The sequence below is a fragment of the Paraburkholderia fungorum genome, assembly GCF_046027605.1.
GTDB classification, from domain to species: Bacteria; Pseudomonadota; Gammaproteobacteria; order Burkholderiales; family Burkholderiaceae; genus Paraburkholderia; species Paraburkholderia fungorum_F.
This window is the reverse complement of record NZ_JAQQEF010000006.1, coordinates 292,555-306,784: the sequence shown is the minus strand read 5'-3', so window position 1 is coordinate 306,784 and position 14,230 is coordinate 292,555. Positions and strand designations below refer to the sequence as shown.

The following is a 14,230-nucleotide window of genomic DNA, read 5'->3' as shown; positions in this document are numbered from 1 at the left end:
GCGCGCAGCGCAGCGCGTCGCGCTCAACGCCACGCTTCGCGCGACTGGCCTTCCACGACCGTGCATTGCAGGCCCGACATGCGGCCTGCAGCGTCGATTGCCGCTTCGAGCTGGGCGAACGGCCAGGACTTCAACTCGACCGCCTCGAGCGGAATCTGCCCGGACGCCGCGAGCGAAACCAGCGCGAGGTAGTCGGCGCGCGTGTACATGAAGTGGCCAATCACCGCCCAGTTGTTCAGCAACATTTCGCCATAGGGAATCGGCAAATCCACTTGCATGCTGCCCATCAGCACGAGGCGCCCGCCGCGGCGCAGGCTGCGTAACGCGGCGAGAGTAGCGTTCGCGTCGGCGGCCTGCCCGACCATGTCGAACGCGAGGTCCGCGCCGCCACCGCTTGCGGTGCGAATCGCCGCCGCGTCTTGCGTGGCATCGCCGCTCAGCACGACCGGGGCCACCCGCCCGCGGCCCTGCTCGGCCAAAACCCGCAGCGGTTCCGGGCGCCGGCCGAGCGCGATGACCTTGCTCGCGCCGAGCGCCAGCGCCGCAAGCACGGCCGCCGAACCGAAGTAACCACTCGCGCCGTTGACCACCACCGTTTCGCCCGCCGCGAGACGGCCGCGTCGCAATCCGCCAAACGGCACCGCGAATTTGGCCAACACCGCGAGACGGGCGGCATCGAGCTCGTCCAGACCATCCAATGCGATTAGCGTCGCGGCCGGGAATTCGGCCACCTCGCGCCACGTGCCGTGCGGGAACTCCGCCAGCAACGCGCCGCTATCGGCGCTGATGGCGGTGAGCCCCAGCAGCGCTTGCGCCGGCTCGCGCACGGTTTCGTCGGCGCTCCAGTACGGATTCACCGCCACGCGTTGACCGGCTCGAAACGCCACTACGCCCTCCCCGACTTCGACGATCCGGCCGATGCCATTCGTGCCCGGCGAAAACGGCCCCGGCGGAAAGGCGTACGGTAACTTCCCTTCCACATAGTCGCGCGTGTAGCTGAGCAGCGGCACCGCCTCCGTCCGCACCAGCACGGCGTGGCGGCGCGGCTGCGGTTGCATCACGTCGCGCAGGGCCAGCGGCTTGCCGGGTTGATCGAGCATCCAGGCTTTCATGTTGAGGTTCCTTCAGTCCGTTTCGGTGGTTGAACTGTAGAAGCGTCGTACGTATTCTAGAAATCAATTACTCATATGCGACCTATCAACATGATTGATCTGCGCGGCATTGATTTGAATCTGCTGGTTTCGCTCGACGCGCTGCTTGCCGAATCGAACGTCACGCGCGCGGCCGAGCGCCTGCATCTGACGCAACCGGCCGTCTCCACGCAACTCGCGCGCTTGCGGCAGATCTTCGGCGATCCGCTGCTGCTGCCCGCCGAAACTGGCCGCGGCATGACACCCACGGCCCGGGCGCTCGAGTTGATGACGCCGCTGCATGCCGCGTTGAAAAATCTCGAAGCGGTGGTACGCCACCAGCCGGCCTTCGATCCACTGACCGACACGCGGCGCTTTGTGATCGCCGCGCACGACAACGCCACTGCGGTGCTCGGCATGCGCCTGATGGAACGCCTGCCGACCTCGGCAGGACCCGGTGTACGTGTGGCGTTCGTGATCGGCGATCAGCCCACTGCCGCGTCGCGACTCGAAAGCGGCGAGATCGACCTGCTGCTCGGTTCCGACCGGATGATTCCGCCGTCGATGAAAGCCCGCAAACTCTACGATGAGCATTTCGTGTTCGTGCAACGCAAGGGCCACCCGCGCGGCACGGCGCCACTCGACCTCGACACTTACTGCACGCTCGATCACATCCTGGTGTCGACCAGCGGCGGCAGTTTTCACGGCTTCATGGACGAGCATCTCGATGAACTCGGCCGCGCGCGGCGGGTCGCGTTGTCGGTCCAGCACTTCACGCTGGTGCCGGAGTTGCTGTCGAAAACCGACTACGTGTCGACGCTGCCGTCGCGCTTCGCGGCACGCTACATCGATCGGCTCGATACCTTTGCGCTGCCGTTCGAGGCGCGCGGCTTCACCTTGTACGCGGGATGGCATCCGCGCAACCAGGCCGATCCGGCGCTTGTGTGGCTGCGCGACACGGTAGCTGAATTGGCTGAACAGTAAAAATCAAAGCTGGAGCTGATCCGCCTTTCGATCAGAGCGAGCGCATCTCACGCCTCGAAAAAGCCGCTTGAGCGGCGCAATGCAAAACCACCAGTGCGCTCATGCGGCAGCCAAATCCACGCCTTCTTTTCCCATCTTCGTCGATTTCCTCGCAAATTCCATGCGCCGGCTTACTCCCTCGATTCCATGCGTTGAGATTTTGTGATGAGAACGCTTCTCAATTACAACCAGATTGCATAGAATGCACGCCGAAAACGTTTTGTAATAAACATGGAATGTCCGGGTAAGGAATGCGTTAGCCACCGTCCCGGAAGACCAACACTCAACGACGGGGATAAAAATGAAGTTGCGGTCCGACGAACCGAAGCTCGGCAAAATCAGCACCACGCTATGCAGCATGCTGGCGGCCGGCCCTGCCCTCGCGCAGGGCACGGCCGGCACCGCGCCGCCGGACAGGGAAAACCAGTTCGCGCCGATCGCCGTGCAAGGCCAGGGAGACGACGGCTTCAAGACCGACCACTCGGCGTCGGTCAAATTCACCGCACCGCTGGTCGATACGCCGAAGTCGGTGACCGTGATTCCGCAGGAGTTGATTCGGAGTACGGGTGCCTCGACGCTGACCGAAGCGCTGCGCACCGTGCCCGGCATCACCTTCGGTGCCGGCGAAGGCGGCAATCCGCTCGGCGACCGGCCGTTCATTCGCGGCTATGACGCGCAGGGCAGCACCTTCGTCGACGGCATGCGCGACATCGGCGCGACCACCCGCGAAGTGTTCAACATCGAAAGCGTGGAAGTGACCAAGGGGTCGGACGGCGCCTACGGCGGGCGCGGCGGCGCGGGCGGCAGCATCAACCTGATCACCAGGACCCCGCATCTGGGCAATTCCGCGGACGGCAGCGCGGGCCTCGGCACCGACCGCTACCGCCGCTTCACCGCCGACGGCAACTGGCAGATGGCCGATCACGCGGCGTTCCGCCTGAACGTGATGAGCCATAACAACGACGCGCCCGGCCGCGATGCGGTCAACAACGAGCGCTGGGGCATCGCGCCGTCGTTCACGTACGGCCTCGGCACGCCGACCCGCGTCACGGCGAGCTACTACCACCTCTCGACCGACGACCTGCCCGACAGCGGTATTCCGTACTTCTACACGACCACCAACAGGCCAGCCAACGTCGACACCATCTATCCGGCCAAGGTGGACCGCCACAATTTTTACGGCCTGATCGACCGCGATTTTCGCAAAACGACCTCGGACGTCGGCACGGTGCGCATCGAGCACGACATCAACCGCGACCTGACGATTCGCAACACCACGCGCTATACGAAGTCCACTCAGGACTACATCTGGACGCAGCCGGACGACAGCCAGGGCAATGTCGTCAACGGCATGGTGTGGCGCCGCGCGAATACGCGTGCGAGCGACGTCTATAGCCTCGCGAACCAGACCGAACTGTTCGGCGAGTTCAGGACGGGCTTCCTGAAGCACAGCTTCACCACCGGTCTCGAACTGTCGCGCGAAACCAGCGTGAACGATTCGTACGCCGTGGCCGCGGCGACGGGCGCGATCTGCAACACCAAGGGCATCGGCGCGGCGTCGGGCTATAACTGCACGAGCCTGTGGTCGCCGAATCCGAACGACCCGTGGGCCGGTTCGGTGAAACTCGCCCACGATCCGAGCCAACAGCGCACCACCACCAAATCGCTCTACGCGTTCGATACGATCGAATTCACCAAACGCTGGCAGGCCAACGTCGGCTTGCGCGTCGACGATTATTCGACCGATTTCCGCAACACGGTGGCCAACGGCGGCAAGGGCGTGTCGCGCGACGACACGCTGTTCAATTACCAGCTCGGCCTCGTCTTCAAGCCGGCCTCGAACGGCAGCATCTATGCGTCGATCGCGACTTCGTCGACGCCGGCCGGTGCCCTGCTCGGCCAGGGCAGCGAAACGCAATCGCTGATCCCGGGACGCGGCGGAGTCGGCGCGAACGCGGACCAGCTTTCGCCGGAAAAGAATCGCAGCGTCGAACTCGGCACCAAGTGGAACGTGCTGAGCAACACGCTCTCGCTGACGGGCGCGCTGTTCCAGATCGACACGACCAACGCCCGCGTCACGCTGCCGAACAACGAATACGCGATGGTCGGCAACAAGCGTGTGCAAGGTTTCGAATTCGGCGTGGCCGGTCAGTTGACGAACAAGTGGCAGGTGTTCGGCGGCTACACGTACATGAAGAGCGAGTTGCGCGACAACGGCAAGACCACGTCGGATAACGGCCATCAGTTCCCGAATACGCCGAAGAACAGCATCAGCCTGTGGACCAACTACGACGTGCTGCCGAAGTTCACGATCGGCGGCGGCGCGTTCTACATGTCGCAGGTGTATGGCGACCCGGCCAATCTGCGCGCGGTGCCGTCGTACTGGCGCTTCGACGGCATGGCGGCGTACCGGATCAACAAACATGTCGATCTGCAACTGAACGTGCAGAACATCTTCAACCGCACATACTACGACCAGGCGTATCCGGCGCACTACGCGTCGATCGCAGCCGGCCGTTCCGCCTTCCTGACGCTCAACGCGCACTACTAGGCACGGCACCATGGAACAGGTGACGCTGAAGGCGCTGGCGAGCGTGTCGCGTGACGAGCTCGCCGCGATTCTCGCCGGGCCGCCCGCCAAAGCCGCCGCGTGGGTAGCGGCGGCCGCGCATAACGGCATCGTCGAAGCGCAGGCGGTGTACGGGCAGTATCTGCTCGACGGCCACGGTGTGGAACGCCACGCCGAAGAAGCATTGACCTGGTTCAAGCATGCGGCCCGGCAGGATCATCCGATGGCGATGAACATGCTGGGCCGATGCTACGAACACGGTTGGGGCACCGCTGCGTGCGCGCCGGTCGCGGTCTACTGGTATCGCCTCGCGGCGCAGGCCGGACTCGACTGGGGCATGTACAACTATGCGTCGGCATTGGCGCTCGGCAATGGTGTGGAGCGCGATCGCGCGCAGGCGCTGCAGTGGTTCCGGCGCGCAGCCGAAATGGGTCACTTGAAATCGATCAATTTTGTCGGCAGCTTTTACGAGGACGGCTGGGAAGTCGATGCAAACGCAAGCATCGCGCTCGACTATTACCGGCGCGCCGCGGTAGGCGGCGATTTTCGCGGCCAGTTCAACTATGCGCGGCTGCTGGCCGAGCGCGGCGAGATCGACGCCGCGCTGGCGTGGTTGCGGCGCGTACCGCAATCGGCGACAACAGCGTTCGTCGCGAAGATGCAGGCATGGCTGGCCGTATCGCCGGTTGACGCATTTCGTGCGCTGGTTAAACAGCTGAATGTTGACTTACGTGCGCCGCTAGCGTTGGACATGAACGCGGATTCAGGCATGGGCCGAGGCACGAACACAGACACGGATCAACACATGGGCCGAGGCACGAATGCAGGTACGGCCGCAGCCGCAACGACGCCCCGCGCCCAGGAGTCACGCGCATGATGCTGCATCTGCAAGGCGTGCTCAGCAAACAACAGGTCGCGCAATGTCGCGAAGTCCTCGACGCGGCGCACTGGATCGACGGCAATGCGACTTCCGGCGAACAGTCGGCGCAGGCCAAGCGCAACCAGCAATTGCCCGAAGGCTCGCCCGCAGCGCGCGCGGTGGGCGACGCGATTCAGGACGCGCTCGGCCGCAATCCACGCTTCTTTTCCGCCGCGTTGCCGCTGAAAGTCTTTCCACCGCTCTTTAACCGCTATGCCGGTGGTGATGGTTTCGGCACCCATGTGGACAACGCGATCCGCCAGTTGCGCGGCACCGACTTTCGCATCCGCAGCGATCTGTCGGCCACGCTCTTTCTCGCCGAGCCGGATACTTACGACGGCGGTGAACTCTGCATCGAAGACACCTACGGCGTGCATCGCGCGAAGCTGCCGGCCGGCGACATGGTGCTCTACCCCGCTTCGAGCCTGCATCACGTGAGCCCGGTGACACGTGGCGTGCGGCTCGCGTCCTTCTTCTGGATCCAGAGCATGGTGCGCGACGACGGCGAACGCGCCATGCTGTTCCAGCTCGACAACGACGTGCAACGTTTGGCAGCCGACAAAGGCACGAACGATGCAACCGTGGTAAGTCTCACCGGCATTTATCACAATCTGCTGCGCCGCTGGGCTGACGCCTGATCGAGCGGACTCCTCGTCCCACACAAAACAGTCTTTCTTTTTGCACTGGGAAAGAAGACGCTTTCACGTATTTACTTTCCTGTTCGTTAAGCGCAACGTCCATGGTTGACGCGCGCTGCGGCATTTAGTTGCGCTCTCCACGATTCGATCCCGTTCACCGTGATTCACCGTTGGCTTACGGCTGGCTCACGGTTGCTTCGGGCGCGCCGCGTCGACATGCCGTTGCGTTCGCAACGGCACCGAAATTGCTGAGTGATGAGTTCGACCGCGACGTTCCAGATGCCAAAGCATCGAGTATCCGCACGTCGGATACGCGCACGTCGGGGTACCTGTATGTCGCAAGCCTGCATTGACCTTTCAATGGAGCGAGCAGACCGCCATGTCCACGAAGAACGAACTTGACGATGGGGGCGACGCGCCCGCCACCGCGCCACCCCAACCCTCGCGCCGCCGCTTTCTGCAATCGGCTGCCGCTGCCGCCACGGTCGGCGCGGCGCCGCATCTGCGCGCCCAGACCCAAACCCCAGCCGCACCGCCTTCCGCGGAGGTTCGCGCGCCGGTGCCGGGCCGCCCGGTCACGCTGACCGTCAACGGCCGCGCTTATACGCTGCAACTCGAACCACGCGTGACCTTGCTCGATGCATTGCGCGAATACGCGGGCCTGATGGGCACGAAGAAAGGCTGTGACCGCGGACAATGCGGCGCATGCACGGTGATCGCCGACGGCCGTCGCATCAATGCCTGCCTGACGCTCGCCGTGATGCACGAAGGCGAGAACATCACGACGGTTGAAGGACTCGCCAGCAATGGCGTACTGAGTCCCATACAACGGGCCTTCATCGAACACGATGCATTCCAGTGCGGCTACTGTACGCCCGGGCAGTTGTGTTCCGCGACTGCCCTTCTGAACGAATTCCGCAACGGCACGGCCAGCACCGTGACCGCCGATGTCCGCAGCCGCCCGCCGCAACTGTCCGACGACGAGATCCGCGAACGCATGAGCGGCAACATCTGCCGCTGCGGCGCGTACGCGAATATCGTCGCGGCGGTGCGCGCCGTGCATGAGGGCGGCGGCCAAACCAGCGCAAGCAGCAGCGGCAGCGACAGTGGCAGCCCCCGCCGCAACGACGGCAACGCCTGACGGAGCGACCAGCATGGATGCGATCTCTTACGAACGCGCCGGCGATGTCGCCGGCGCCGTGCGCGCGGCGCAGCAGCCGGGCGCGGTATTCATCGGCGGCGGCACCAATCTGCTCGACCTGATGAAGGGCGGCGTGGCGCGGCCGATGCGGCTCATCGATATCACGCACATCAGCGGGCTCGACACGGTCACCACATTGCCGAATGGCGGCATCCGCATCGGCGCCCTCGTGCGCAACAGCGATGCGGCCAATCATGCGCTGGTGCGTGAACAATACCCGTTGCTGTCGCAAGCATTTCTGGCGGGTGCGTCATCGCAACTGCGCAATATGGCGACGGTGGGCGGCAATCTGTTGCAGCGCACCCGCTGCGGTTACTTTTACGACACCGCCTTCACGCAGTGCAATAAGCGCATGCCCGGCAGCGGCTGCGCGGCGCTCGACGGCCACAATCGCACGCACGCGATTCTCGGTACGAGTCCGCAGTGCATCGCCGTGAACCCGTCGGATATGAACGTGGCGCTTGCCGCGCTCGATGCCGTGGTGCGCGTCAATGGCCCCGCGGGCGAACGGACGATTGCATTCGCCGATTTTCATCGGCTCCCGGGTGACCGGCCCGACGTCGATACGACCTTGCAAGCGGGCGAGTTGATTACCGCCGTCGACTTGCCACCACCGTTGTTCAGCGCGAACGCTCACTATCTGAAAGTGCGTGACCGGGCCAGTTACGCATTTGCACTGGTCTCAGTGGCCGCCGCCTTGCAGATGGACGGCGAGCACGTGACAACGGCGCGCATCGCGCTCGGCGGCGTCGCGCACAAGCCATGGCGTGCGAGCGCCGCCGAGCAGATGCTCAACGGCCAGCCGCTCACGCAGGCAAGACTGCACGACGCCGCTGCCGCCGCGCTACGCGATGCGCGGCCGCAGCATGACAATCGTTTCAAGGTGCAGCTCGCGCAACGCGCGATCGTGCGCGCAGTCAACCAGGCCGCGGGCCGCAGCGGAGGTGTCGCATGACTCTGATCGGTCAACCGCTCGAGCGCATCGACGGTCTGCTGAAAGTCACCGGCGAAGCGCGCTACGCCGCCGAGTTCCCCGAGGCGCGGCTCGCGCATGCGGTACTTGTCACCAGCACCATTGCACGCGGCACGATTGCGTCGATCGATGCGAGCCGTGCGCAAGCGCTGCCCGGGGTGCTGCTGGTGATGACGTATCAGAACGCGCCGCGTCTGCCGAACGGCGGCAAATCCCCGTTGGCGCCGCCGGCCGGCCGCCGCCTGTCGCTGCTGCAGGACAACCAGGTTCACTACAACAACGAGCCGGTCGCGGTGGTGGTCGCCGATACGCTGGAACATGCAAGCGACGCGGCGCGCCAGTTACGCATCACCTATCAGAGCATGGCCGCGACGCTCGACTTCGCGCAGGCCAAGCCGAACGGACATGCGCCTGACAAACCGCAAGGCCGCACCACCGACACGCAACGTGGCGATTTCGACGACGGTATGCGCAGCGGCACGGTCCACGTCGACGCCGTCTACACCACGCCGATCGAGCATCACAACCCGATGGAACCGCACGCCACGATGGCGCATTGGGACGGCCCGCAACTCATCCTCTACGACTCGACGCAAGGCGTCAGCGGCGCGGCGCTGGCGGTCGCCAAAACACTCGGCATCTCACCCGGCGACGTGCGCGTGATTTCGCCGTTTATCGGCGGTGGTTTCGGTTGCAAGGGCTCGTCGTGGTCGCATGTGTCGCTGTGCGCGATGGCGGCGAAACAGACCGGGCGTCCAGTGCGCCTCGCGTTGGAACGGCCGCAGATGTTCGGGCCGGTCGGCTCGCGTCCGCATACCGAGCAGCATTTCATCCTGGCCGCGCGGCACGACGGCACGCTGACCGCGATGCGTCACGACAGCACCTCGCATACGTCGACGATCGAAGACTGGACCGAGACCTGCTGCATGGTCACGCGCATGCTGTACGCGGTGCCCAATCAGGTGACCACGCACCGGATCGTGCCGATGAATCTCGGCACCCCGACCTTCATGCGCGCGCCCGGTGAAACGACTGGCTCGTTCGCGCTCGAATCGGCGATGGACGAACTCGCGGTGGCGCTGAAGATGGACCCGCTCGCACTGCGTCTGAAGAATTATGCCGATGCCGATCCGCAGGAAAACAAACCGTGGTCGGGCAAATCCTTGCGCGAGTGCTATCAGATCGGCGCGGACAAATTCGGCTGGTCGCGGCGCACCGGCACGCCACGGTCGATGCGCAACGGCAACACACTGATCGGCATGGGCATGGCCACCGCAACCTATCCGGCCAACCGCAGCGAGGCCGCGGCCATCGCGCGGATTCTGCCGGACGGCAGCGCCATGGTCGCCTCCGGCACGCAGGATCTCGGCACCGGCACCTATACGGTGATGACTCAGGTTGCCGCCGACGCCCTCGGCTTCGCGCCGGACAACATCCACTTCGCGCTCGGCGATTCCTCGCTGCCGAAAGCGCCGGGCTCGGGCGGCTCGCAATCGGCGGCGAGCGTCTCACCCGCCGTGCGCGATGCCTCGACCCAGGTGCGCAACCAGTTGATCGCGTTGGCGCTCGCCGATCCAGCGTCGCCCGTGCATGGCATCGCACTCGAGGACATCACGGTCGAAAACGGCTGGGTCATGAGCCGCTCGCAACCGGCGAAGCGCGATCCGGCGGCGGCGATCATCGCGCGCTCAGGCGGCAAACCGATCGAAGCCACCTCGACGGTCAAGCCCGGCGACGAGAAACAGAAGTACTCGTTTCACTCGTTTGGCGCGGTATTCGTCGAAGTACATGTCGATGCCGACCTCGGCACGATTCGCGTGGCGCGCATCGTCGGCGTGTACGACATTGGGCGCGTGCTGAACCAGAAGACCGCGCAGAGCCAGTTGATGGGCGGCATGGTGTGGGGCGTGGGCGCGGCGCTGCAGGAAGAGACCTTGCTGGATACGCGCTACGGACGTTTCACTAACGCCAATCTCGCCGAGTACCACGTGCCGGTGAATGCCGATATCAATTCGCTCGACATCACGTTCATCGATGTGCCTGATCCGCACATCAACTCGCTCGGCGTGCGCGGCATCGGCGAGATCGGCATCACCGGCGTGCCGGCGGCGATCGTGAACGCCGTGTATCACGCGACCGGCGTACGTGTACGCGATCTGCCAGTGACGCTCGATAAGGTGATGGGGTGATGCAGGTGTAAATATTCGCGCTTGCCTGTGGATGCGTTGCACCGCACAATCGGCCTTATCCTTTCTACCGGTGCCCGTCCATGGCTTACGCCTCGCTCGCCACTGGCATCTTGCTCGCCGCCGGCCTCGGTTCACGCTTCGACCCCGAAGGCGTGCAGAACAAACTGCTCGCACGCATGCCGGATGGCACGCCGGTCGCGCACGAGGCCGCCCACCGGCTGCTGAAGGTCGTCACCCGCGTGCTAGCCGTGGTGCGGCCGGGCGCGGAAACGCTCGCACGCCTCCTGAACGACGCCGGCTGCGACGTGGTATTCGCCGCCGCCGCTGAGCGTGGCATGGGCGCGAGCCTCGCCGTCGGTATCGGAGCCAGCGACGACGCCGGAGGCTGGATCGTCGCGCTCGCCGACATGCCGCGCATCGCCACCTCCACGATCGAAGCCGTGGCGCAAGCGCTCGACGGCGGCGCTTCAATCGTCGCGCCGTTTTACCAAGGGCAGCGTGGCCATCCGGTCGGTTTCGGCATCGAGCATCGGGACGCACTCATGGCGCTCGACGGCGATACCGGCGCGCGCGCCTTGCTGATGTCGCAGCGTGTGGCGCGGCTCGATGTCGACGACTCCGGGATTCTGCGCGATGTGGATACGCCGGAAGATCTGCGCAATATTTAGCTTTAGCGCATCGTCAGGTGCCTCGGAACCTATCTCGCGCAGTTTCGCTAGCCAGTCCGCCGCGGCGCCGGCCATCACCGCCCGACGAATCGGGCGTACCGGCATGACCGCCGCGCTTGATCCAGGTCCGCACCTGGGTGCATACTGTATATCCATACAGTATTTTGGCCGCATGGGTTGGCGCATCCCGCTGCGTGCATCCACGGCGCGTCAGCATGAAACATATTTCGATCGAACCGTCTTTCGCCGTCTGGCGGCGCGTCGCGCGGGCGCTGCTGCGGCAAGGTGTCGAGCCATCGCAGATCGAATGGGCTGAGTCCGGAAGTGACGCAGCGGCTGAAAACCCGGTGAGGGGCGATGATTCGGGTGGCGGCCACGCTGTGCAATCTTCGGCAACGGCCGTGGTTGAGAGTCTCGCCAGCAGTCTCTCCAGCGCGAGCACCACGGGCGAGCCAGACGCAGAGTTCACCCGCACCGCTGCGGGCTGCGTCGACATCAACACTGGCGGCGTACTCGCCATTCCGCGCGAGCTGCTCTCGTGGCTCAGAACGGCTGCATGTTTTCGCGCGCCGGACCGCTGGTCGCTGGTGTACCGCGTCCTATGGCGCTGGACCCACGGCGAGCGCAACGTCCTCGATCTCGGCGACCCTGACGGCGCGCTGCTCGATCAACGCATCCGCACGGTCGAACACGAAACCGACGCTTTGCTGACACTCACGTTGTTCAGACGTCGCGATCCGTCGATGGGGCCACCCGAGTTTGTCGGCTGGTACGAGCCGCATCATGACCTGCTGGAGCGCGCCGCCGCGCGATTCGCCAACCGCATGGGCGAATCCACGTGGATGCTGGCCACGCCACACGGCGCGGTGTTCTGGAACGGCATGCTGCTGCGCATCGACCGGCCGTTAGTGGAGGAATACGAGCAGACCACGCAGACGTCAACGGTCAGCGCGATGACCGGCGAAGCTGTCACCAGCACCCCCACCGAGGCGCTCTGGCTCGCGTATTACGCCAGCGCCTTCAATGCCCAGCCGTCGCCCGTGCCGTTGCGCCACTGGAGAATGCCGCCCGCGGGTCCCCCGCTGCCCGCGCACCTGGCTCGCGAGCGCAGCCGTCTCGGCGCGCAAAGCGCCGCGGTCACCGTCCCGCCCACGCCGCCGCTCGAGTATTCCGCGATGACGCCGCCCTTGCGGGAACCCACTGGCCCGCTCGCCACTTGCAGGCGCTGCGCGTTATGGCGCAATGCGAAACACGCGGTTGCGGGCACCGGACCCGCCCATGCGGCGATCATGGTGGTCGGTGAACAGCCTGGCGAGCACGAGAACCAGCACGGCAAACCCTTCACCGGGCCGGCCGGTGAATTGCTCGACGCCGTGCTGGCGCGTGCCGGTCTGGAGCGGCAGGCACTGTATCTGACCTATGCCGTCAAGCATTACAAATGGGAAACGCTCGACGGCAAGCGCGTCCACCGCATACCCGTGCGGCGCGAAGTGGAGGCTTGCCAGTACTGGCTGGAAAAAGAACTGACGCGAATCGCGCCACGCGTGGTCGTCACCCTCGGCGCGACCGCGCTGAGAGCGCTGACCGGCGCGCACGTCAATCTGTCCGAGTACCTCGGTCAAACCATCGCCCACGAGGGGCGTCTGATCGTGCCGGCTTGGCATCCCTCGTATGCGCTGGGAATGGCCGACGCCACGTTGCGCGAAGACGTCGTGACGGCCATGGTGAAGGCGTTCAGCCGCGCGGCGGCGCTGGCGGGCTGACGAAAGGTGAGCATATTCGGGACATGCCGAATACGCAACGGTGAGCCTCTACGGGAAGCCGAAGCAAAACCCATCCGCTCAGGCATACCGCTTGCGCACCTCACACCGGCCGCGCAAGCCGCGTCAATTCCGCCTAAGCTGATGTGACGCCGCAAATCCAGCAAGCCTGTCGCGCGCAACATCGAAGCGTTGAATGCGGCCCGCGCGTTTCGAAACCATCACCCGTCCCATGAGCGAAACCAGTCCCCGCCTTTTCATCGTGTCGCCCCATTTCGACGACGCCGTCTTCAGTTGCGGCGCCTTACTCGCCGCGCACCCCGACGCCGCGGTCTGCACGGTGTTCGCCGCGCCGCCCGAGCAGGAAATGCATACCGAATGGGATGAAAGATCAGGTTTCACGAGCGCCCATCAGGCCATCCACGCCCGCACGCTCGAAGACAACCTCGCCCTCGAGGTGCTCGACGCGATCCCGCTACGTATGCCGTTTCGCGACGGCCAGTACTTCGACTCGCCGTCGATCAGCAAACTGGCGGCGGCGCTCGAAGAGACCATCTACCGCACCACGGCCAATACGCTGCTGATGCCGCTCGGACTGCACCACGACGACCACGCGCTGGTGTTCGAAGCCTGCTGCGAAATCCTGCCGCGCCTGTCGCATCTGACGTGGTTCGCTTACGAGGACGCAATTCATCGCCGCACGCCCGGTGTCGTGCAGGCGCGGCTTGCCGACCTCGTGCATCGCGGCGTCGTGGCGACACCCGACTACCCGAGCGCAGGCCACACGATCGATCTGCCGCGCCGCGCGCAGCTCAAACGCGAGGCGGTCAACGCCTACGCAAGCCAGCTGCGCGCGTTCGGCGCGGGCAATTACGACGACATTTTCGCCGCCGAACGTTACTGGCAATTGCGCGTGGGCCGCCGCGCGAAAAAGTAAGGGCCGCGTAATGCGCTGGATCGGCTACGCTTGATTCAGCCCGCTTCTCAACCTGAAGGTGATGCAATGAGCTACGACATGCATACCAGTCCGATTCCCGATCCGAACGCCGATCCGAACCGCGACCCGGAAGCCGATCCCCTGGTGCCGCCGTCGCCGGGTCATCACACCGAGGAGCCGCAGCGGCCCGATGGGCCGCCGGACAAAGACCCGGTGTAAACGC

General features: G+C 64.9%; 11 protein-coding genes and 1 pseudogene. 11 read left to right on the top strand and 1 reads right to left on the bottom strand.

Annotated elements, in window-relative coordinates; all coding sequences use genetic code 11:
• Positions 1 to 23 precede the first annotated feature (23 nt).
• Positions 24 to 1,112 carry a zinc-binding dehydrogenase gene (locus PQR53_RS13505; RefSeq protein WP_408454235.1) on the bottom strand — a complete coding sequence of 363 codons (1,089 nt, stop codon included), beginning with the start codon at positions 1,110 to 1,112 and terminating at the stop codon, positions 24 to 26.
• A gap of 90 nt (positions 1,113 to 1,202) precedes the next feature.
• Between PQR53_RS13505 and PQR53_RS13500 the strand changes: the two genes are divergently transcribed.
• From PQR53_RS13500 to PQR53_RS13450, 11 genes and pseudogenes are all read left to right on the top strand, one after another.
• Positions 1,203 to 2,114 (top strand): LysR family transcriptional regulator, encoded by a 912-nt coding sequence (locus PQR53_RS13500; protein ID WP_408454232.1) that lies wholly within the window; start codon positions 1,203 to 1,205, stop codon positions 2,112 to 2,114.
• 340 nt (positions 2,115 to 2,454) lie between these two features.
• Positions 2,455 to 4,704 carry a TonB-dependent receptor gene (locus PQR53_RS13495; protein WP_408454229.1) on the top strand — a complete coding sequence of 750 codons (2,250 nt, stop codon included), beginning with the start codon at positions 2,455 to 2,457 and terminating at the stop codon, positions 4,702 to 4,704.
• Between the two features lie 10 nt (positions 4,705 to 4,714).
• Positions 4,715 to 5,440, top strand: a pseudogene (locus tag PQR53_RS13490) (tetratricopeptide repeat protein); the annotation flags it as partial.
• Between the two features lie 155 nt (positions 5,441 to 5,595).
• Positions 5,596 to 6,279 carry a Fe2+-dependent dioxygenase gene (locus PQR53_RS13485; RefSeq protein WP_408454226.1) on the top strand — a complete coding sequence of 228 codons (684 nt, stop codon included), beginning with the start codon at positions 5,596 to 5,598 and terminating at the stop codon, positions 6,277 to 6,279.
• A gap of 379 nt (positions 6,280 to 6,658) precedes the next feature.
• Complete coding sequence (locus PQR53_RS13480; RefSeq protein WP_408454223.1) at positions 6,659 to 7,420, top strand: 2Fe-2S iron-sulfur cluster-binding protein; 762 nt, start codon at positions 6,659 to 6,661, stop codon at positions 7,418 to 7,420.
• Positions 7,421 to 7,433: 13 nt separating this feature from the next.
• Positions 7,434 to 8,435: an FAD binding domain-containing protein gene (locus PQR53_RS13475; RefSeq protein ID WP_408454220.1), complete on the top strand. Its 1,002-nt coding sequence runs from the start codon at positions 7,434 to 7,436 to the stop codon at positions 8,433 to 8,435.
• Entirely contained in the window at positions 8,432 to 10,642 is a 2,211-nt protein-coding gene (locus PQR53_RS13470; RefSeq protein WP_408454217.1) for a xanthine dehydrogenase family protein molybdopterin-binding subunit, read from the top strand. The genes PQR53_RS13475 and PQR53_RS13470 overlap by 4 nt, the downstream gene beginning before the upstream one ends.
• A gap of 80 nt (positions 10,643 to 10,722) precedes the next feature.
• Complete coding sequence (locus tag PQR53_RS13465) at positions 10,723 to 11,310, top strand: nucleotidyltransferase family protein (protein ID WP_408454214.1); 588 nt, start codon at positions 10,723 to 10,725, stop codon at positions 11,308 to 11,310.
• A 215-nt stretch (positions 11,311 to 11,525) separates the two neighbouring features.
• Positions 11,526 to 13,073, top strand: coding sequence for a UdgX family uracil-DNA binding protein (locus PQR53_RS13460; RefSeq protein ID WP_408454212.1), 1,548 nt, complete (start codon positions 11,526 to 11,528; stop codon positions 13,071 to 13,073).
• A 229-nt stretch (positions 13,074 to 13,302) separates the two neighbouring features.
• Complete coding sequence (locus tag PQR53_RS13455) at positions 13,303 to 14,007, top strand: PIG-L family deacetylase (protein ID WP_408454209.1); 705 nt, start codon at positions 13,303 to 13,305, stop codon at positions 14,005 to 14,007.
• Between the two features lie 66 nt (positions 14,008 to 14,073).
• On the top strand, positions 14,074 to 14,226 hold the full coding sequence (locus PQR53_RS13450; RefSeq protein WP_165614491.1) for a hypothetical protein: 153 nt from the start codon (positions 14,074 to 14,076) through the stop codon (positions 14,224 to 14,226).
• The last annotated feature ends 4 nt before the right edge of the window (positions 14,227 to 14,230 follow it).

Coding starts and splice junctions, on each gene's coding strand:
- PQR53_RS13505 (WP_408454235.1), bottom strand. CDS start 1,112: ATGAAAGCCTGGATGCTCGATCAACCCGGCAAGCCGCTGGCCCTGCGC.
- PQR53_RS13500 (WP_408454232.1), top strand. CDS start 1,203: ATGATTGATCTGCGCGGCATTGATTTGAATCTGCTGGTTTCGCTCGAC.
- PQR53_RS13495 (WP_408454229.1), top strand. CDS start 2,455: ATGAAGTTGCGGTCCGACGAACCGAAGCTCGGCAAAATCAGCACCACG.
- PQR53_RS13485 (WP_408454226.1), top strand. CDS start 5,596: ATGATGCTGCATCTGCAAGGCGTGCTCAGCAAACAACAGGTCGCGCAA.
- PQR53_RS13480 (WP_408454223.1), top strand. CDS start 6,659: ATGTCCACGAAGAACGAACTTGACGATGGGGGCGACGCGCCCGCCACC.
- PQR53_RS13475 (WP_408454220.1), top strand. CDS start 7,434: ATGGATGCGATCTCTTACGAACGCGCCGGCGATGTCGCCGGCGCCGTG.
- PQR53_RS13470 (WP_408454217.1), top strand. CDS start 8,432: ATGACTCTGATCGGTCAACCGCTCGAGCGCATCGACGGTCTGCTGAAA.
- PQR53_RS13465 (WP_408454214.1), top strand. CDS start 10,723: ATGGCTTACGCCTCGCTCGCCACTGGCATCTTGCTCGCCGCCGGCCTC.
- PQR53_RS13460 (WP_408454212.1), top strand. CDS start 11,526: ATGAAACATATTTCGATCGAACCGTCTTTCGCCGTCTGGCGGCGCGTC.
- PQR53_RS13455 (WP_408454209.1), top strand. CDS start 13,303: ATGAGCGAAACCAGTCCCCGCCTTTTCATCGTGTCGCCCCATTTCGAC.
- PQR53_RS13450 (WP_165614491.1), top strand. CDS start 14,074: ATGAGCTACGACATGCATACCAGTCCGATTCCCGATCCGAACGCCGAT.